The sequence below is a fragment of the Leifsonia sp. L25 genome (assembly GCF_050632895.1).
In genome coordinates this window covers 99585-117701 of record NZ_JBODRZ010000004.1, presented here as the reverse complement: position 1 = coordinate 117701, position 18117 = coordinate 99585, and the positions used below count along the sequence as shown (strand labels likewise).

The 18117-nt window shown below is 69.1% G+C and carries 16 protein-coding genes, 1 tRNA gene and 4 pseudogenes; 15 read left to right on the top strand and 6 right to left on the bottom strand.

Features of this window, described 5'->3' with window-relative positions; translation table 11 throughout:
• Positions 1–22: 22 nt before the first annotated feature.
• The 3 genes from ACRAWC_RS21060 to ACRAWC_RS21050 form a co-directional block, all read right to left on the bottom strand.
• Positions 23–1036: an ABC transporter substrate-binding protein gene (locus tag ACRAWC_RS21060; RefSeq protein ID WP_431349567.1), complete on the bottom strand. Its 1014-nt coding sequence runs from the start codon at positions 1034–1036 to the stop codon at positions 23–25.
• The gene (locus ACRAWC_RS21055) at positions 1033–2142 is read right to left on the bottom strand and encodes an ABC transporter ATP-binding protein (protein ID WP_431247893.1); all 1110 of its coding nucleotides are present in this window, start codon (positions 2140–2142) and stop codon (positions 1033–1035) included. Before ACRAWC_RS21055 ends, ACRAWC_RS21060 begins: the two co-directional genes overlap by 4 nt.
• 343 nt (positions 2143–2485) lie before the next feature.
• Positions 2486–2559 (bottom strand) — tRNA-Gly (locus ACRAWC_RS21050).
• A gap of 602 nt (positions 2560–3161) precedes the next feature.
• Between ACRAWC_RS21050 and ACRAWC_RS21045 the strand changes: the two genes are divergently transcribed.
• Positions 3162–3578: a hypothetical protein gene (locus ACRAWC_RS21045; RefSeq protein ID WP_431245890.1), complete on the top strand. Its 417-nt coding sequence runs from the start codon at positions 3162–3164 to the stop codon at positions 3576–3578.
• A gap of 24 nt (positions 3579–3602) precedes the next feature.
• Positions 3603–4004 carry a DUF1931 family protein gene (locus tag ACRAWC_RS21040; protein WP_431245889.1) on the top strand — a complete coding sequence of 134 codons (402 nt, stop codon included), beginning with the start codon at positions 3603–3605 and terminating at the stop codon, positions 4002–4004.
• A gap of 122 nt (positions 4005–4126) precedes the next feature.
• On the opposite strand, the gene ACRAWC_RS21035 is transcribed toward ACRAWC_RS21040, so the two are convergent.
• The 3 genes from ACRAWC_RS21035 to ACRAWC_RS21025 all read right to left on the bottom strand — a co-directional run bounded on the left by ACRAWC_RS21035 (position 4127) and on the right by ACRAWC_RS21025 (position 6098).
• Entirely contained in the window at positions 4127–4351 is a 225-nt protein-coding gene (locus tag ACRAWC_RS21035; protein ID WP_431245888.1) for a CsbD family protein, read from the bottom strand.
• 90 nt (positions 4352–4441) lie between these two features.
• Positions 4442–5098: a PucR family transcriptional regulator gene (locus ACRAWC_RS21030; protein WP_431349969.1), complete on the bottom strand. Its 657-nt coding sequence runs from the start codon at positions 5096–5098 to the stop codon at positions 4442–4444.
• Between the two features lie 64 nt (positions 5099–5162).
• The gene (locus ACRAWC_RS21025; RefSeq protein ID WP_431245887.1) at positions 5163–6098 is read right to left on the bottom strand and encodes a hypothetical protein; all 936 of its coding nucleotides are present in this window, start codon (positions 6096–6098) and stop codon (positions 5163–5165) included.
• Positions 6099–6243: 145 nt separating this feature from the next.
• Between ACRAWC_RS21025 and ACRAWC_RS21020 the strand changes: the two genes are divergently transcribed.
• From ACRAWC_RS21020 to ACRAWC_RS20960, 13 genes and pseudogenes are all read left to right on the top strand, one after another.
• On the top strand, positions 6244–6690 hold the full coding sequence (locus ACRAWC_RS21020) for an Hsp20/alpha crystallin family protein (RefSeq protein WP_431245886.1): 447 nt from the start codon (positions 6244–6246) through the stop codon (positions 6688–6690).
• Between the two features lie 26 nt (positions 6691–6716).
• Positions 6717–8607 (top strand): annotated as a pseudogene (dnaK, locus tag ACRAWC_RS21015) (molecular chaperone DnaK).
• Positions 8608–8620: 13 nt separating this feature from the next.
• Positions 8621–9157, top strand: coding sequence for a nucleotide exchange factor GrpE (locus ACRAWC_RS21010; RefSeq protein WP_431245884.1), 537 nt, complete (start codon positions 8621–8623; stop codon positions 9155–9157).
• A gap of 4 nt (positions 9158–9161) precedes the next feature.
• Positions 9162–10436, top strand: a complete 1275-nt coding sequence (locus ACRAWC_RS21005) for a DnaJ C-terminal domain-containing protein (RefSeq protein ID WP_431349566.1) — start codon at positions 9162–9164, stop codon at positions 10434–10436.
• Positions 10427–13079, top strand: a pseudogene (gene clpB / locus ACRAWC_RS21000) (ATP-dependent chaperone ClpB). Before ACRAWC_RS21005 ends, clpB begins: the two are co-directional and overlap by 10 nt.
• Entirely contained in the window at positions 13076–13606 is a 531-nt protein-coding gene (trxA, locus tag ACRAWC_RS20995) for a thioredoxin (protein WP_431349565.1), read from the top strand. Before clpB ends, trxA begins: the two are co-directional and overlap by 4 nt.
• On the top strand, positions 13593–13856 hold the full coding sequence (locus ACRAWC_RS20990; protein WP_431219224.1) for a UBP-type zinc finger domain-containing protein: 264 nt from the start codon (positions 13593–13595) through the stop codon (positions 13854–13856). Before trxA ends, ACRAWC_RS20990 begins: the two co-directional genes overlap by 14 nt.
• Positions 13768–14166, top strand: a pseudogene (locus tag ACRAWC_RS20985) (cyclic nucleotide-binding domain-containing protein); the annotation flags it as partial. The gene ACRAWC_RS20990 and the pseudogene ACRAWC_RS20985, both read left to right, overlap by 89 nt.
• Positions 14167–14239: 73 nt before the next feature.
• On the top strand, positions 14240–14908 hold the full coding sequence (locus ACRAWC_RS20980) for an FAD-binding protein (protein ID WP_431349564.1): 669 nt from the start codon (positions 14240–14242) through the stop codon (positions 14906–14908).
• Positions 14842–15042 (top strand): annotated as a pseudogene (locus tag ACRAWC_RS20975) (cyclic nucleotide-binding protein); the annotation flags it as partial. The gene ACRAWC_RS20980 and the pseudogene ACRAWC_RS20975, both read left to right, overlap by 67 nt.
• 122 nt (positions 15043–15164) lie before the next feature.
• Positions 15165–15518 (top strand): NAD(P)/FAD-dependent oxidoreductase, encoded by a 354-nt coding sequence (locus ACRAWC_RS20970; RefSeq protein WP_431349563.1) that lies wholly within the window; start codon positions 15165–15167, stop codon positions 15516–15518.
• A 169-nt stretch (positions 15519–15687) separates the two neighbouring features.
• On the top strand, positions 15688–15999 hold the full coding sequence (locus tag ACRAWC_RS20965; RefSeq protein ID WP_431245878.1) for a putative quinol monooxygenase: 312 nt from the start codon (positions 15688–15690) through the stop codon (positions 15997–15999).
• 1285 nt (positions 16000–17284) lie between these two features.
• Entirely contained in the window at positions 17285–18001 is a 717-nt protein-coding gene (locus tag ACRAWC_RS20960; RefSeq protein ID WP_431349562.1) for a hypothetical protein, read from the top strand.
• Positions 18002–18117 lie beyond the last annotated feature (116 nt).

Genomic DNA, 18117 nt, shown 5'->3' with positions numbered 1-18117 from the left:
CGCCTTCGTCTGGGCGGGGGCCTCACTCGAACCACTCGGCGACCTGGGCGTTCGTCTTCGCGGACGTGATCCAGTCCATCCACCGGTACATGCAGTTCGGGTGCTTCGCCTTCGACGAGATCATCCAGGTGTCCGACCATCCGGTCGAGCCCTCCTTCGGAACCGTCGTGCCGACCTGCACCTTGCCGTCGCTCTGGATGAGGTTGGCGATCACCTGCCACGACGTCCCGACCACGCTGCTGCCCGACTCGAACGACTGGACGGCCTTCGTGTAGTCCGACCAGTACTCGCCGACGTTCGCCTTCTGCTTCTTCAGCAGGTCGATGGCCGCGCTGAGCTGCTTCTCGGTGAGCGAGTACGGGTCCTTGATGCCCAGGGACGGGTCGTGCGCCTTCAGGTAGAGGGCGGCGTCCGCGATGTAGATCGGGGAGTCGTACGCGGTGACCTTGCCCGTGTACTTCGACGCGTCATCGAACACGGCCGACCACGAGTCGGGAGCCGGCGTCACGGTCGCCTTGTTGTACATCAGCACGTTGGCGCCCCAGCCGTGGGGGATGCCGTACATCTGGCCGTCGACGGAGTTCCAGGCCTTCTTCTTCAGGAAGTCGGAGATCGTGGAGTAGTTCGGCACGAGCTTCGTGTTCACCGGCGCGACCTGACCGCCGTAGACCAGTCGCAGGGTGGCGTCGCCCGAGGCCGAGACGCCGTCGTAGCCGCCCGTCCGCATCAGCTGCACCATCTCATCCGACGTGCCGGCGACCTTGGCGTTGACCTGGCAGCCCGTGTCCTTCTCGAACGGCGTGACCCAGTCGACACTCGGATCGTTGCTGCCGTCCTCGGCATAGCCTGCCCAGACGATGATGTTGAGCTGCCCCTCGTTGGCCCCGAGTTTCTTCGCCATGGGCACGTCGGGCACGGATGCGGTGCTGCCCCCGCCCGAGCCGCCGCCGGCACACGCCGCCAGCACCAGGAGGGCCGCGGAGGCGGCCGCGAGCGCGGCGGTCGAGCGCGCGACGCGCTTCGTTGCACGAATCATGATCCTTGCCTCTCTTTTTCACCTCTGCTGTGAGGTACATCGCTGTGGTCGGGTGCGGCTTCGGCTTCGACCTCCCCGCCCGGCGCGGCCGGTCGCGTGCTCACCAGCTCACGGAGGTCGTCGTCGTGCCACGAGATGTGGACGCGCGTGCCCCGGTCGAGCTCGCCGCGGTGCGTGCGGTCGTTGCTCTCCAGCACCGAAATGCGCGGCCCGGCGTCGAGGTCGACCACCCGGCGGATGCTGCTGCCCGCGTAGACGGATTCGACGAGCGTGCCGCTCGCACTGGGACCGCCCGACGAGTCGGCCACGGTGCTCAGCGTGAGCTTCTCGGGTCGGATGGAGTACTCCCCGTCGCGCCGGAGCACGCTCTGCGCATGCTCGCGATCGAACAGGTTCGAGGTGCCGACGAAGTCCGCGACGAAGCGGGAGACCGGGCTCTCGTAGAGGTCCCGCGGCGTCCCGAGCTGCTCGATCCGGCCGTTGTTGAACACGGCGATGCGGTCGGAGAGCGTGAGCGCCTCATCCTGATCGTGGGTGACGAAGACGAAGGCGATGCCGAGCTCGTGCTGCAGCTGCTTCAACTCCACCTGCATCTGCTGCCGAAGCTTGAGGTCGAGGGCGCCGAGCGGCTCGTCCAGCAGCAGCGCCTTCGGCTGCACGACGGTCGCCCGGGCCAGCGCGACGCGCTGTCGCTGGCCGCCCGAGAGCTGGGCCGGCCTCCGGTCGCCGAAACCCTCGAGCTGCACCAGCGCCAGCGCCTCCGCTGCGCGCCGGCGTCGCTCCGCGCGTCCGACCCCGCGCACACGCAGGCCGTAGGCGACGTTGTCGATGACGGACATGTGCGGGAACAGCGCGTAGTCCTGGAACACCGTGTTCACGGGCCGGGATGCGGCCGGCTTGCCCGTCACATCCTGCCCGAACAGCTCGATCGTCCCCGACGTCGGCTGCTCGAAACCGGCGATACAGCGGAGCACCGTCGTCTTGCCCGAACCCGACGGGCCGAGCATCGAGAAGAACTCGCCCGCGGCGATCTCCAGATCGAGGTGGTCGACGGCGGAGACCGAGCCGAAGAGCTTGGTCAGCTGCGTCAACCGGATGGCGGGCACGTCGGGCAATCGGCACTCCTTATTCGGTGAGCGAACTCATCGTAAGCGATCCGCCGCGCAACGGAAAGAGTCGCATGTGCTCGGAGGCACGGAGGGATTCCGAAGGCTTCGCCGCGGGGAGGTGCGGAATCAGTGTGATCGGTGGCGTCGTTGCAGGAGCAATGACCGCTACCCGGTTGCGAAACTCAGTCGCTTATGGCCTGGGGAAAGCATCCGCTCTTGTGGGGGCAGTTCGACATTGCGAGCACAGCACACGGCGCGCCGAAGCACATGAACGAGACGGAGGCCGGCGCCCATGCCCAAGCAGAACGAGAAAAGCCCACATTGCTCAAGAAGTGACACGTGGAGCGAGTGACGGGAATCGAACCCGCGCTATCAGCTTGGGAAGCTGAGGTTCTACCATTGAACTACACTCGCGCGGCCCGGAATCCCAGTAAAACACTGGGAACTAAGGCTGCGGCCCAGACTACCCGGTCAATGGTTTTTGGCCAAACTCACCGTTTAGTCACCGCTTTGGAGTTGACGACTCAAGATCGAACGATGAGCAACGGCCCTCTGCTCGAAGAGCGATCGGAACATGACAACGTACGGCTGGTCCGCGGGGATCGTCCTGGCGTCGCGGAAACGGGGTTGGACCAGGCGACGTGAACGCCGCTGTGGCGAGCGTGCTGGCCGGCGAGGTCCCCGCGTGACTGGTCTTCGTCTAGGACTCGGGACTGCCGGTCGAGGTGGAGGAACGCGACGCCGCGGGAAGGCCCGACCGCGGATGACCACCCCGCCGCGCTGGCGCTCTGTGGTCTCCGTCGGGGTACTCCGCGTCGGCGTTCAGCATGGGGCACCCGCGGTAGCCGGCGTTGGCGGTCTCTCGTGCGAGGACGTTGAAGACGGCCACCAGCTTCTCGCGTGTCTCCCCCCAAGGCGAAGAAGCGGGCCGTCTTTCGGCCGGGCAGGACATAGTCCGGGTTCGGTGCTCCGCGTAGCGTGCGGCTTTACCACCCATTGCCGACGAAGGAGCGATCATGGCCGAAGCACGAGACGACGCGGACCTCACGTCCGCACAGGACGACTTCGTCCTCGCGATCGAGAGCGGTCCGCTCGCCGATGTCGAGATCGTCGAGACCGACGACGGCTCGCACGTCGACATCGCGATCAACGCCGTCAGCGTCGACCCGGACACCGGGGAGGCGGTGCCGGTGAGCATCGTCTTGAACGACGACGATTCCGGCTACGTCGTGACGGTCGCCGATGAGGAGTTCATCGTGCCGCTCGAAGAGACGAGCGAGGAGCCGAATCACCGGAAGGCGGACGCCATCCGACCCTTGCGTAAGCTCCAGCAACTGGCGCAGCGGGTCGAAGCGGAGACGAAGGGGATGGCCAGAAAGCTGGCGGAGAAGTTCAAGCGCCCGCACGACGGTGCATCCGACCGGCGCGGCTGAGCCGCAGACCGGGAGCGCAGAATCATGGAACTCTTAGACATCGCCACGTTCGAACGCTTCTTCCGCGCGGCCGCGAGCCTCGACGTCGACAAGGATGACCTGCGGCGCTTCGACGACTTCGTCAACGACAAGCTGTACGACCTCCTCCTGCGTGGAGTGGCCAACGCGGAGGCGAACGGTCGTGACGTCATGGAGCCGCAGGACCTGCCGATCACGAAGGGTCTGCAGGAATGCATCAACGCATTCGAGTCCATCGATGAGGAGGTGTCGATGGACAGAATCCTCGAACAGCTGACACGTCGGCCTCCACTCGACCTCTCGTACAGCGTTGAGACCGAGGAGAGGCTTCCGCGAATCGCCGGCGGCCTCGGGGTGGCGCTTGCCCGGACGTTCCGGATCCTCGACGAGAAGGTGAAGAATCCGTAGACCCGCCACTGGGACCAGGCCACGCAGGTCTTCGACTTGCTCCTGTGGCCGCCGAGGTGGAGTGCACGACGAAGGGGCGCAGCGAATGCTGCGCCCCTTCGTCGTGTCGTGCTCCGGTGCTCCTAGAGCACGTCGGTCTCGTCGCGGCGGTCGTCGTGCGCCTTGCTCGCCGTGTCCTTCAGATGCGCCTTGGCGTCGGCGACGGTGTCCTTGATGCTCCCCTCCGCCTGCTCCGCTTTTCCTTTCACGACGCGCGACTCGTCGTCGGTGACCTTGCCGATCACCTCGTCGACCTTGCCCTTGAGCTTGTCGCCCTTTGCTTCGGCCTTGTCGTCGATAGCCACCATTTCCTCCTTCGATCGGTGCGGATGCTCCGGTGATTGCCGATCACGGTACGCGGATCTGGAACGGGCATAAGGGGAGGTCGGGTGCGGGGCTCAGCGGAGGTAGTCGTTGAGTGCGGCGCGTGCCCGGACGGCGATGTGCAGATTCAGGTGCGCCTCCGGGTCGTTGATGTCCAGACCGCACAGTTCCCGGATCCGGCGGAGGCGATAGCGCAATGTGCTCCGGTGGATGACAAGAGCGGCCGAGGTGCGGTCGTAGTTGCCGCCGGAGTCGAGATAGGCCGTCAGAGTGCGGACCAAGTCCGTGTGGTGCTGAAGGTCGTGGTCGATGAGGACGCCGAGCCATTCGTCGATGAACCGTTCGAGCCGCACCCCATCTTCCGACATGTCGAAGATACGGAGGAGGCCGAGCTCATCATGGTTCGACAGACCGAGCGGCTGCCGCGACTCCATACGGATGCGGAGTGCCCGTGTCGCTTCGGCGAAGGAGCGCGGCAGGTCGCTCGCCGTGCAGCTACCGCCGACGCCGATCGTGCCCCGCGTGCTGCTCAGCGCTGTGGACACTCCCTGGTAAAGCTGCGACAGGTCATGACCGTCCGCCACCACGGCGAGCGTCACCTGCGCGCGCCGCGAGATCAGCGCCGGCACGTGCATCGTGGCGAGCTGATGCCGGACCGCAGCGCTGACGTCGACACCGTTCGGGGTGGGCGTTTCCCAGGCGAAGAGGACCACCCGGTGGAGTCGCCCCAGGTCGAAGTCGAGGGCCTCGGCGCGCGCGAGCGCGTCGGGGGGTCCGGCGCCAGAGACCAGGTCGTCAGCGAGCTCGCGACCGAGCCGCAGTTCGACTTCTGCGACGTTGCGACGATGCGCGAGCTCGACCGCGAGCGTCGCGCCGGCGTACTCGATCGCGAACCGGTCGTCGTCGCTGCGGCCATCGTCCGGATCGTAGATGCCGATGGCGCCGAGCGTCTCCCCGCGTGAACGGATCGACGCCACTCGCCAGCCGGCGGGGGGACCCGGCCGCGGAGAGGTTTCCGACGGGGACGATGGCAGGGTCCGTGGCACCCGCGAGCGCCAGGTCGTTGCCGAAGGAGTCCTGGAGGACGACAGGGCGCCCGGTAACGGTGCTCACGGCTTCGACGATCCGGTCCTCGCCGCGACCGGACCCGGCCGCGGTGACGATCGCATCGCGGATGGACTGCTGCGCGTTCAGCTGGACGATCGTCGCCGCCAGTGCCCGGTTGGAGGCCTCGTGCGCCTGGCCGAGCCTCCGCAGCTCCCGCGCCTGACGACGTTCCCGGCTGATCAGGTCGGCCACGGCGAGTGCGGCCCCGGTCGGCTCCGCCAGCGCCAGCAGGAGGTCCACCTCCGGTCCCGTCGGCGTGTGGTCCGCCCGGATCGCGAGGGCCCCGCGCACCGTACCGGTCCCGCGGAAGAACAGCGCGTAGATCCATCCCGCACCGTGGGCGAGCACGCCGTTGACACCCCGGCATGCCTCAACGAGGAGGTCGAGATCGTGGTCCTCCGCACCCGAGTACCGGGTGAGACGGCCGTGCGACACGACATAGGCGGACTGGACCGTGCATCCGGCGATCTCCCGTACCGCGGCCTCCACCAGGCGGAACGTCCGCCGGGTGGAGGGGCGTTCGAACATCGCCGAGCCCACTCTGAAGATGTCGTACAGGCCGGCCGGTGCGTTCGCATCGAGGCCGGGGTGCGCGACCCGGTTCGAAGAGCTCGAGGCGTCCATCGCTGGCAACGTTAGCCCTCTTCGACTGACCCTGGCAGTGCAACGGGGGGTCGGAATCTTCGCTCCGGGCGGCCCAAGATGAAACCACCCCGGGGGCGGAGAGTTCACCTCGAACCGGCGCCGTCCGGTCGGTGAGGAGCACGCCATGAGCCTGATGCGTTTCGACGCGCCCCGCGACGTCGACCGCGCCGTCGAAGAGGCCCTCGGGGCCAACCGGCGCACCTACGCCGTGCCGCTGGAGGCGTACCGACGGGGAGGCCAGTACATCGTGATCGCGGACGCCCCGGGAGTGGACATCCGGGACATCGATGTGCACGTCGAACGCAATGTCGTCACCATCACGGTGCAGCGACGCGCGAAATTCGCCCCGGACGACATGGTCCTCATCGATGAGCGCCCCCGTGGCGAGTTCGTCCGCAGGCTCTTCCTCGGGAACAGCCTGGACGACTCCAAGCTCACGGCGCACCTGGGAGACGGTGTGCTGACGCTGCTGGTCCCGGTGGACGAGTCGAGCGCATCGCGGCACGTGGACATCTCGCCCCAGCCGGGCGGCGGGGAACACCGAGACGGCGACGTGCCGTCCGGCGAGTGAAACGGGACTTCGAAGGAGGAGCTTCCATGGCTAAGGCAGTCGGCATCGATCTCGGCACCACGAACTCCGTGATCGCGGTGTGGGGAGAGCGGTGAGGCGAGAGTCATCCCGAACAGCGAGGGCGCCCGCACCACCCCGTCCGTCGTCGCCTTCACCGACACCGGCGAGAGACTCGTCGGTCAGCTCGCCCGGCGTCAGGCCATCCTGAACCCGAAGGGGACGATCTCCTCGGCGAAGCGCTTCATCGGGCGCTCCTTCGACGAGATCGGGGAGAGGCCAAGGCGGTCGGCTTCGACGTCGTGCCCGGCCCCAACGGCGAAGCCCGGTTCGACGTGCGAGGGAAGCTGTACGCCCCCGAGGAGATCAGCGCCCTCGTCTTGCGGAAGCTGGCCGACGACGCCGCCAGATTCCTCGGAGAGAAGGTGACCGAGGCGGTCATCACCGTCCCGGCGTACTTCAACGACGCCCAGCGCACCGCGACGCGGGACGCAGGCCGGATCGCGGGTCTCGAGGTGCTCCGCATCATCAACGAGCCGACCGCGGCCGCCCTCGCCTACGGGCTGGACAAGAAGGAGCACGAGACGGTCCTGGTGTTCGACCTCGGCGGCGGCACCTTCGACGTCAGCCTGCTCGACGTCGGCGACGGCGTCGTCGAGGTGCGCTCGACCGCCGGGGACACGCACCTCGGCGGCGACGACTTCGACCGCCGCATCGTCGACTACCTGGCCGACGAGTTCCAGAAGGAGAACGGCATCGACCTGCGCAACGACTCTCAGGCCCTCCAGCGGCTGTTCGAGGCTGCAGAGAAGGCGAAGGTCGAACTCAGCTCGGTCAGCCAGACCCAGGTGAGCCTGCCGTTCATCACGGCGGACGCCTCCGGCCCGAAGCACCTGACCACGACGCTCAAGCGCGCCACACTTCGAGAACATCACCGCCGACCTGGTCGAGCGCTGCCTCGGCCCGGTGCGGCAGGCGATGCAGGACGCGAAGGTCACCGAGAACGAGCATCGACGAGGTCATCCTCGTCGGCGGTTCGACCAGGATCCCCGCGGTGCAGGAGCTGGTCAAGCGCCTCACCGGCGGCAAGGACCCCAACATGACCGTGAACCCGGACGAGGTCGTAGCCATCGGCGCCGCCATCCAGGCCGGGGTGCTGAAAGGGGAAGTCAACGATGTCCTCCTGCTCGACGTGACCCCGCTCTCGCTCGGCGTCGAGACGCGCGGCGGCGTGATGACGCCGATCATCGAACGCAACACGACCATCCCCGCACGCCGGAGCGAGGTCTTCTCCACCGCCCAGGACAACCAGGACTCGGTCGAGATCGTGGTGCTCCAGGGCGAGCGCGAACGCGCGGCGGACAACCGCGTCCTCGGCCGGTTCTCGCTGACCGGCATCCGGCCAGCGCCACAGGGCGAACCGCAGATCGAGGTCACGTTCGACATCGACGCGAACGGCATCCTCAACGTCACCGCCCGCGACAAGGACACCGGGGCCGAGCAGGGCATCACCATCAGCGGCACCACGAACCTCGACCAGGCGGAGATCGACCGCATGGTGCGCGAGGCCGAGCAGAACCGCGAGCAGGATCAGCGGCTGCGCGAGGACATCGATGCCCGCAACGAGTTGGATGCCGCCGCCTACCGGGTCGAGCGGGCTCTCGCGGAGCACGGCGACGCCGCGCCTGCGCACGAGCGGTCGCGCGCCGAGCTGCTGGTGCAGCAGGCGAGGAGGTCGTCGAGCGGGAGGCTCCTGCGTCGGAGGCGCGTGACCTGACCAGCGAACTACGGCAAGTGGACGCTGCGCTGTCTGTGGCGCACCCGGCCCAAGGGTCGACCTCGTCGGACGCCGCGGCCGGTCCCGGCGGCTCGGACGACTCCGATGACGACGTCGTCGACGCCGACTTCGACCGCAATTGAAAGACGCGGGGACATGGACACCTCGGACACGCGCAGGGCTGCGGACGCGGAGGAGCCGGACGTCGGCGCCCCCGCCGACGCGACGGCTGAGCCGCCTGCGGCCCCTCCGGACGAACGGGACGCTCGTCTCGCCGAGCTGGAGGATCGCTGGCGCCGCGCCGCAGCGGATCTCGACAACGCGCGAAAGCGGACCACCCGCGAGCTCGCCCTGGTGCGCGACACGGAGCGAGCGCGTGCGGCGTCCGTCTTCCTCGCCGTCGTGGACGGCCTCACGGACGCGCTCGCCTACGCCAGGCAGGTGAAGGATCCGCTGACCGAAGGCATCGAGTCGATCCGGGAACAGGCGGTGGTCGCCCTCGAACGCCTGGGGTATCCCCGCATCGACCAGGTCGGCGTCCCGTTCGACCCACGGATCCACGAGGCCGTGTCGGTGATCGAGCAGGAGAACGTGCCTCCGCAGACGGTGGTCGCGGTCGCCCGGCTCGGCTTCGGCACCCCGGAACAGCTGCTGCGACCCGCGAGCGTCGTCGTCACGTCGGCGCGGGAGTGACCTCGTGGCGGACGACTTCTACCAGCTGCTCGGGGTCTCACGATCCGCGGACTCCAAGGAGATCCAGCGTGCCTACCGTGCGCTCGCGCGGAAGTATCACCCGGATGTGAACAAGCAGGCGGGCGCCGAGGACACGTTCAAGAAGATCAGCGAGGCGTACCACGTGCTCGCCGAACCGGAGTCACGTGCCCAGTACGACCGGTTCGGACCGGAGTTCCGCCGCTACGCGGACGCAGAGCGCGAGTACGCCTCGCAGGGCGCCGGCGGTGCCGGCGGTGCCGGCGGCAGCGCGCGCGGAGCCGGGCGCACCCGCGCCCGGCCGGGACCGTCGGGGTTCAGCTGGTCGAGCGCGCAGGCCGGAGCGGGCCCGGGGGGTGCGTCGGTCGACTGGGACGACCTCTTCGGCGACGTCTTCGGTTCGAGGCGCGGGATGGACTCCGAGGCCGAACTGGAGCTGACGGTCGAGGAGGCCTTCCGCGGCGGCCCTCGGACGGTCGTCCTCGCCGGCCCCGACGGCGACCGTCAGACGTTCGAGCTACAGATCCCGCCCGGCGCCCTCGACGGGCAGCGCATCCGCGTCTCCGGCGGCGGGCAGCCCGGGCGGCAGGACGCCGGGTCCGGCGACCTCGTGATCACGCTCCGCGTCAAGCCGGACCGGCGGCTCCGTCTCGACGGCAAGAACATCGAGATGGACCTGCTGGTCGCGCCGTGGGAGGCCGCGCTCGGCGCAAGCGTCTCGACGCGCGCTCCCGGCGGCCCCATCACCGTGCGCGTCCCTCCGGGCTCGTCGAGCGGGCGGCGGCTGCGGTTGAAGGGCCAGGGGATGCCGCAGCCGGGAGGGAAGCCCGGCGACCTGTTCGCGAAGGTGAAGATCATGGTCCCCCCGCACCCCACCAGCCGTGAACGCGAGCTGTTCGAGCAGCTGCAGCGCGAATCCACCTTCGATCCGAGGTCGTCGTCATCGAGTTCTCCTCTGCTCCCGGTGATCCCGCCTCGCCTCGACATCGGGATGGTCGCGGTCGGGGCGCGCGTGCATCCCGAGTTGGTCCGGCGGTTCGTCGAGCTCGGGCTCATCGCCGCCGCCGTCGATGCGTCGGGTCGGCTCTGGTTCGCGCCGGACGCGCCCGAACAGGTGCGGCGGATCGTGCGCCTGCACGCCGACCTGGCACTGAATTACGCGGGCATCGCGCTCGTCATCGACCTGCTCGCGCGGATCGACGCGCTCGAGGCGCAGCGAACGGTCATCCGTCCAGGAAGGGAGACGCCGCCATGGAGATGAACAAGCTGACCCAGAAGTCTCAGGAGGCGTTGCAGGAGGCGCAGAGCATCGCGACCAGGAACGGGCACACGGAGACGGAGAACGAGCACCTCCTGCTCGCCCTGCTCACGCAGGAGGGCGGCCTGATCCCTCGGCTGCTCGAAGCGGCCGACGTCGACGTGGCCCTCCTTCTCACCGAGGTGCAGCAGGCGATCGAGCGGAAACCCCGGACGACAGGTGCCGGGGCGACGCCCGGACAGGTGTACCTCTCCCGCACGCTGTCGGCCACCCTCGACCGCGCCGAGCGGGAGGCCACGCGCCTCAAGGACTCGTATGTGTCCGTCGAGCACCTGCTCCTCGCGCTGGCCGACGACCCCAGCGGCGGCCCGGCCGCGCGTGTCCTGCAGGCCAATGGTGTGACGCGGGAGGCCTTCCTCCAGGCGCTGACGACCGTTCGCGGCAACCAGCACGTGAACTCGGCGACCCCGGAGCAGACCTACGAGGCACTGGAGAAGTACGGCCGCGACCTGGTGGCCGACGCCCGCGCGGGTCGGCTGGACCCGGTCATCGGCCGCGACACCGAGATCCGCCGCGTCATCCAGATCCTGTCCCGCAAGACGAAGAACAACCCAGTGCTGATCGGCGAGCCCGGTGTCGGCAAGACGGCGATCGTGGAGGGGCTGGCCCAGCGGATCGTCAACACCGACGTTCCGGAAGGGCTCCGCGACAAGACGGTCTTCCAGCTCGATCTGGCGGCTCTCGTCGCGGGCGCGAAGTACCGCGGCGAGTTCGAGGAGCGGATGAAGGCGGTGCTTGCCGAGGTCGTGGCCGCCGAGGGGCGCATCCTCTTGTTCATCGACGAACTCCACACCCTGGTCGGCGCGGGGGCCACCGAGGGAGCGATGGATGCTGGCAACATGCTCAAGCCCATGCTCGCCCGCGGAGAGCTGCACCTGATCGGCGCGACCACGCTGGACGAGTACCGGCAGCACATCGAGAAGGACGCAGCGCTCGAACGGCGGTTCCAGACCGTGCTGGTGGATGAGCCCAGCGTCGAGGACGCCATCTCGATCCTCCGCGGGCTGCGCGAGCGGCTCGAGGTCTTCCACGGGGTGCGCATCCAGGACAATGCGCTCGTGGCCGCCGCGACCCTGTCGCACCGCTACATCACCGACCGATTCCTGCCGGACAAGGCCATCGACCTCGTCGACGAGGCCTGCGCGCGGCTGCGCACCGAGATCGACTCGATGCCCGCGGACCTCGACGAGCTGACCCGGCGGGTGACGCGTCTCGAGATCGAGGAGGCGGCGCTGGAGAAGGAGACGGACCAGCCGAGCCGTGTCCGTCTCGAGGAGCTGCGGCGTGAACTCACCGACCTGCGGGCGGAGGCGAACGCGAAGCGTGCCCAGTGGGAGGCGGAACGTCAGGCCATCCGCAAGGTGCAGCAGCTCAGGAGCGAGCTCGAGCAGGTGCGCCGCGAGGCCGAGGACGCCGAGCGCCGGTACGACCTCAACAAGGCGGCCGAGCTGCGCTACGGCCAGGCTCGCCGAACTCGAGCGGCAGCTCGCCGCCGAGGAGCAGCGCCTGCAGGAGAAGCAGGGACGGCAGAGGCTCCTGCGCGAGGTCGTCACCGAGGAGGAGATCGCCGAGATCGTGGCGGCCTGGACAGGAATCCCCGTCGCGCGGCTGCAGGAGGGCGAGCGCGCGAAGGTGCTGAAACTCGACGAGATCCTGCACGAACGCGTCGTCGGCCAGGAGGAAGCGGTGCGGCTCGTCACCGACGCGATCATCCGGGCGCGCTCGGGAATCCGCGACGCTCGGCGGCCGATCGGCTCGTTCATCTTCCTGGGACCGACGGGTGTCGGCAAGACGGAGCTCGCGAAGGCCCTGGCGAGCGCGCTGTTCGACAGCGAGTCCGCGATGATCCGGCTGGACATGAGCGAGTACCAGGAGCGCCACACCGTCAGCAGGCTGGTCGGAGCCCCACCCGGATATGTCGGGTACGACGAGGGCGGGCAGCTGACCGAAGCGGTGCGTCGCCGGCCGTACTGCGTCGTCCTCTTCGATGAGATCGAGAAGGCGCATCCGGACGTGTTCAACACGCTGCTGCAGGTGCTCGACGACGGGCGGATCACCGACAGCCAGGGCCGCACCGTCGACTTTCGCAACACCATCGTGATCATGACGTCCAATATCGGGGCGGAGCATCTGCTCACCGGGTCCCGGGACAGCGACGGAGCGATCCCCGAGGATGTGAAGGACCTGGTGCTCGCCGAGCTGCGCGGCCGCTTCCGTCCGGAGTTCCTCAACCGGGTCGACGACATCATCGTGTTCGCCCCGCTCGGCCTCACGCAGATCGAGTCGATCGTCGACCTCTTGATGGGCGACCTGACGCGCCGCCTGGCGGAGCGCCAGATCCGGCTCGAGGTCACGCCGGAGGCGCGGCGCCTCATCGCGGAACGGGGCTACGACCCGCTCTACGGTGCGCGGCCGCTGCGCCGCTACATCTCGCACGACATCGAGACCCGCTTGGGCAGGGCACTGCTCTCGGGGTCGGTCCAGGACGGCTCGACGGTGCGCATCGATGTGCGGGACGGCGACATCGTCGTCGACGTCGTCGATGCCCGGGCGGAGTCGGATGCCGAAGCGGAGGCACCGGTATGAACGCCGCGACCAGAGTCATCCGGTGCCCGAACTGCGGGCGCAAGAACCGCGTCCCCGCGGCCGAGAGCGGACACCCCCGCTGCGGGAACTGCCACAAGCCGCTCCCGTGGATCGTCGACGCCCTCGACGACACCTTCCAGGACATCGCCGTCAACGCGGACCTCCCCGTGATCGTCGACATGTGGGCGGCCTGGTGCGGCCCGTGCCGGATGGTCAGTCCGGTCCTGGAGGAGCTGGCCACCGAGCGGGCGGGAGAGGTGAAGCTGGTCAAAGTGGATGTGGACCGGGCGCCCCGGCTGTCCTCGCGCTTCTCGGTTAAGGCGGTGCCGACCCTGATGATCCTGGACCACGGGGAGGTCATCGCCCGGCAGGCCGGCGCGGCGCCCGTGGCCGTCCTGCGCCGCTGGTTCGACGACACGATGGCGCAGCGCCAGCGGAAGCGGGCGGAGCAGCGGTGGGCGGAGCACCCGCGGCCGGGAGAGCGCCGGCGACGGCGAGGAAGGAGGGTGCTCCGTGAGCCAGCGTAGGGATCCCCATATCGTCTACATCCGTCCGGTCATCCCGCGCACGCCGGGAGCGTGCGAGGACTGCCTGAGGCTCGGCACGCCGTGGGTGCACCTGCGGCTGTGCCTGACGTGCGGCAAGGTGGGCTGCTGCGACGCCTCGCCGATGCGGCACGCGCGGGCGCATGCGCTCCATGACGGGCATCCCATCGTCCAGTCGCATGAGCCCGGCGAGAGCTGGCGGTGGTGCTACGTGGACGAGGACTACGTGTGATGGCCTCCCCGGCCCCCGAGCAGCCACCTGCCGAGACCCCGGATGTGTTCGGGGCGTACCCCCGGCTGACACCGCCGCAGCTGCAGGCGCTGAGCGAGCACGGCACCACCGAGCCCGTCGCAGCGGGGCAGGTGCTGGCGCGCGCGGGGAGCCGCTCGGGTCGTTCTTCGCGGTGCTCCACGGTCGCCTCCGGGTCGACGACGGCGGTGAGGATGGCCGCGGAGCACAGGCTGAGGTGCACGGACCGGGCCGCTTCGTCGGCGACATCGGCCTCCTGGAAGGGCAGCCCTCGTTCGCCACGGTGACCGCTCTCGAAGCAGGCAGGGTGCTCGCCGTGCCGATACCGGCGTTGGAGCGGATCGTGACCAGCGACCCGACGATCGGTGACCTCATCCTGCGCGCGTATCTCATCCGGAGGTCGCTGGCGATCGGCGCCGGCGCCGGGCTCCGCATCGTGGGTTCGCGCTTCTCGCCGGACACCCGCCGGTTGCTCGACTTCGCCGCCCGCAACCGGATACCGCACCGCCTGCTCGACCTCGACGGCGATCACGCGGCCGAGGTCATCGTCCGGCGGCTGCGCCTGCACGTCACCGACCTCCCGGTCGTCATCGTCAGGAGGCTCGCGCATCCTCCGCAATCCGTCCACCGCGAAGCTCTCGGAGCTGCTCGGCATCGGGCGCGGGCTGCCCGAGCCCACGTGCGATCTGCTGGTGGTGGGCGCCGGCCCGGCGGGACTCGCGGCCACGGTGTACGCAGCCTCGGACGGGTTGTCGGTCGTCCTCTCCGACGCCGTGGCCACCGGGGGCAGGCCGCACGCTCCGCCCGGATCGAGAACTACCTCGGATTCCCGGCGGGGATCTCGGGCGCTGAACTCGCCGAGCGGGCCCGTCTGCAAGCGGTCAAGTTCGGAGCATCCGTCGTCGCCCCCGCGGACGCCGCCAGCCTCGATGTCGCGGGCGGCGCGCTCACGGTCCGGTTCTCCGACAGGACGACCGTCACTCCGGGAGCCGTTGTCGTCGCATCCGGGATGGAGTACCGCCGCCTGGAGGTGAAGAACCTCGATCGGTTCGAGTACACCAGCGTCTACTACGCGGCGACGGTCAACGAGGCGCGCGAGTGCGGAACCGATCCGGTCGTGGTGGTCGGCGGCGGCAACTCGGCCGGGCAGGCGGCCGTGTTCCTCGCGGGAACCGCATCCTGCGTCCACCTCGTCGTGCGCGGTGCCGACCTCGGCCGCGACATGTCTCGGTATCTGGTCGTGCAGGTCGAGGGCCACCCGCGGATCGCCGTCCACCGCGGTCCGAAATCGTGGAGGCGTCGGGAGGCGACCGCCTCGAATCGGTCACGGTCGAGCACCGCCCCTCCGGCCGCCGCGAGGAGGTCGGCACCGCCCACCTGTTCGTCTTCATCGGGGCGGTCCCGGCGACGGCATGGCTCGGCCACGACATCGAGCGCGACGAGCGTGGTTTCCTCCTCACCGGGTCGCGCCCGGGCGAGACCGGCTCGCGAGCCCAGCCCTTCGAGACCTCGGTGCCGGGCGTCTTCGCCATCGGCGACGTGCGCAGCGGATCGGTCAAACGGATGTCCGCGGCGGTGGGAGAAGGGGCGAGCGTCGTGAAGATGGTGCACGACCACCTCGCAACCGGAGGCTCCCGCCACTGAATCCTCGCAGCCGCTCGCGCCATCCCCGACCACGAGCGCATCGGCCCCCTACCTGGCGACAGCACTCGACGAGGCAGCGCAGGCGATGGAATACCCGCCAGTCCAGGGTAACGTCCCCCGTGACACCTCTGGGGAGCAGTGAGGCGTCGTGACGGCGAAGGAGACTCACATGGAACTCACGCTCGGCGTACTGGCACTGCTCGAAGCCAAACCGGACAAGGCAGCGGAAGTCAAGGATTTCCTCATCGGCGGCAAAGCCGTGGTCGACTCGGAGCCGGGGACGCGCACCTGGTACGCCTTCCAGATCGACGAAACGCATTTCGGGATCTTCGACACGTTCCCCGACGAGGATGCGCGCAAGGCACACCTGGGAGGCGCGATCCCACGGGCACTGGGCGAGCAGGGTCCGGCCCTCCTCGCGAAGGACCCCGATCTCCGCACGGTCGACCTCCTCGCGGTCAAACACGAACAACGCGACTGACGCGGTCGCCGCGTCATGGCCGACGAACGCGCAACCTCCGGGAGCTCAGCGGCCCCGTGGCGGCGGGAGCTCACCATCGTCACGTGCGCGCTGCTGGTCAGCCTCGTGCTCCTGGTCGTCTTCCACGCTGCCGGCGACCCCGCCTGGGTGCGCCGCTTCCTGTCCCCGACGCAGGGCTCCGACGCAGCGCTCTGGCAGGTCCAGACGACGTTCCTGTCGGTCGGCTTCGCCGGGCTGACGATCGCGGCACAACTGTTCGCAGAGGCTCCCCTCGCCATCGGGACGTCCCGGAAGCGCATCCTGGCGTACATCGGCGCCAGCTGGTTCGTGACCGTGGGGCTCGCCGCGAACGCGGTCATGGCCATCGAGTCCATCTGGCTGCCGAGCGCGACCGGTGTGGTGATCGCGTTCGCCTGGTTCGTCGCCACCGCGGTGCTGCTGCTGGTCTCGACATCGAGGCTCACGCACCTCTTCGGGCATCCGTCCCGGCTGGACGAAGTGGTGCGGACCTCGCTCGTCGAGACCCTGTCGGACCGGTTCGGCCAAATGGCGCGCCGGTACGCGGACGCGAGCCGCGGGCTGGAGGAGATCCTGACCACGGACACGGCGCGCACCTCCACCCGCTCGGTGTCGACGTTGCACGTGCCGGTGCCGCAGGCTGGGCGCGTCATTCGGGCCATCAAGGCCGCGGGCGTCCGGGAGGCGATCGCATCGCTCGGTCCGGAATCCGCTTCCGCGGCTCCCACACCGTCCCCGTACGAGGTCGCGCCGCAGGTCCTGCTGGATGTCCACCCGGGGGACCGCACCCTGCTCGGTGCCACGGCGTTCCGGATCGTGACGCCGACCCGGCTCCACGACGGGACCGCCGGACGGATGGTCCAGCTTCTGCAGTCGAGCATCGAGCTGGAGGCGCCGGAGGCGGTCACCGCCTACGAGGAGACCCAGCACGAGATAGCCACCCTGCAGGATGCGATCGGCAGCAACCTCCGGTCGGGCGCTCTGGCGACGGCGGAGCGGGCGCTGGAATTGCTCGGCCAGATCGTGCGCGAGGTCTGGATGGCGGAGCTCGACCGATCAGGTGCGTCCCGGGGGCGTCACTCGCGCGGGGGAGCGGACTCCTGGAGAGCATCGTCGAAGTGGAGCGGGACGTCCTGTTGTCCCCGCAAGTGGCGCACGTCTTCATCACAGCGACGACCGCCCGAGCCGTCGAGGCAGCGGCGACCGGCTCCGGGGAGTATGTCGACGAATGCCTGCGGAGCTTACACGGCAGTGGTCCGACATCCTGATGCATGGGGGTCCCGAGTTCGATGCGCTGCTCGTCCGCATCATCGGGTGCGTACGCGATCTCGCGGTGTACCGCGACGCGTCGGCGGCAGACCCGCAAGTCTTCCGCTCGCGCGGCACGTGGGCGATGGTCGAGCTGGTCAAGCTCGCTCTCGACGCGAACCGGCCGGACCTCGCGAAGATCGCCGCGGAAGAGCTCCGGCGCCTCTTCGAACGGCAGCCGGATGGATCGGCCCGCGCCGAAGTCCGCGCCGGTCTTCTGGTCCTCTCGGGGTGGCTCCGCTACCTCTCCGACACCGACGATGAGCGCTACACCGCCGACGCGGGTCTGGCGGCGACGCTGACCTCGGATGGATCCTGGCGCGACATCTGCGCGGCACGCGACGTCGTGGAGGGCGGGACCCCGTTCAGCCGGTGGGACCGGTGGGAGACGAACGGTTCGAACTCCGGCACCGTGGAGTCCTCGGCGCTTCCGGGCTTCATCGACCGCGCGCAGGTGACCGCGCTCGCCAGCTCGTCAGGACGCCTGCCGACGGCGACCGACCAGGAGACGGCCTCCCACTACGAGCGCCTTCTGCGCCTGATTCCCGGCGCAGAACCCCGCGCAGACCCGGGCACAGACGAGGGTGAGGACTCACTGCGGGAAGGACTGGAGGCCGAGCTCGACCGATGGGACGCCGCACCCGGTGAGACCGGGTCATCCGCATCCGACGGTTGACGAGAGCGGCTTCCGTATCCAAACTCGACCGGCTCATCAAGCAGGCCCGATGCCGAGCGTGACTCTTACATCATTCACTGAACCCCCACCGGCTTTCGCAGCATCCGATGGGAGGC